The 1,131-nt window shown below is 69.1% G+C and carries 1 protein-coding gene and 1 pseudogene; one reads left to right on the top strand and one right to left on the bottom strand.

What is annotated here, in order from left to right; translation table 11 throughout:
- Positions 1 to 360 (bottom strand): annotated as a pseudogene (locus DD1DGNOD_RS30100) (methyltransferase type 11); the annotation flags it as partial.
- Between the two features lie 291 nt (positions 361 to 651).
- Between DD1DGNOD_RS30100 and DD1DGNOD_RS22540 the strand changes: the two are divergent.
- Positions 652 to 1,131: TerD family protein (locus DD1DGNOD_RS22540; RefSeq protein WP_165036971.1), on the top strand; the 480-nt coding region annotated here is incomplete at its 3' end.

Below are 1,131 nucleotides of genomic sequence, written 5' to 3'. Positions count from 1 at the left end.
GGAGCCGGCCAGAGCGGTGAAGTGGCTGAGCTGGTGCACCGAGTCGGCGGCGAGCAGCGAGTAGAAGCAGGCCGGGTCGACCGGTTCGCGCCGAGCGGCGCGGAAGAGCCTGACGGACCGCCCGATCGAGGTTCTGGCGATCGGCGCCGGCGAGGAGCCCACGGGCGCAGATCCGGGTGCCGGTGTCCGTGCCTGCGGTGCCGGTGTCTGCGCCGGTCCTGCCGGTGCCTGCGCCGGTGCTGCCTGCGTCGACGGGGTCACCGGCGCCGACTCCGAGGCTTCTGCCGGCCCGCCGCCGGCTACGGCGGGCACATCTGGGATGGATGAGGATCCGCGTGGGGCGGACACCGTCTCGGCCATGCCGGGACACTAACACCCATGGACGCAGCCGAAATGTGACCTTATCGGGCGCGTTCGCCCAAGTACGGAAGATCTTTCGATCATCGTCCGGGCATCGGACGTCCGGACCTGGGAACCGGTGCCGGCGCCACGCCGACCGGGACGATACGTGACACTTGTTCGTCCTTGTAGGAGCGACCGAGGACAGGGCGTCAAGCCGGACGTCCAATCCTTGGTCGCTGCTGAATGCAGGGATTCACATGCAGGGATCCATCGGTACTGGATGACGACGTCCACCTACCCGGAGTGATCATGCTTGAGTTGGTTGCCGGTGCCAACCGGTCGTTGCCGGACGGTGCTCTGTCCGTTCGCGTGGCCGGACCGTTCGACCTGTCGCTCCTCGTCACCAGTGAGAACGGGAAGGTCGCCGCGGACGAGGACTTCGTCTTCTACAACCAGCCGTCCGCACCCGGAGCCCGGCTGACCGGCGACGGCGCCAGCATCGACCCGGACCGGCTGCGTCCCGCGGCGACCAGGGTGGTCGTCGTCGTGAGCCCGGCCGACGCGGCTTTGGTGCTCGGGCGGTTGCCGTCACCGGTCCTGGACATCCGTGGCCGGGACGGGTCCCTCATCGTGCGGTTCACCCCACCACGGCCACACCACGAGACCGTTCTCCTGCTCGCGGAGATCTACCAGCGTGGGGGTGGTTGGAAGGTCCGGGCGCTCGGCCAGGGCTATGCCGACGGCCTCGCCGGGCTGGCCCGTGACTTCGGCGTCCAGGTCGACGATGAC

It is taken from the genome of Candidatus Protofrankia californiensis (genome assembly GCF_900634765.1).
GTDB classification, from domain to species: Bacteria; Actinomycetota; Actinomycetes; order Frankiales; family Frankiaceae; genus Protofrankia; species Protofrankia californiensis.
This window is presented reverse-complemented; position numbering and strand designations above follow the sequence as displayed.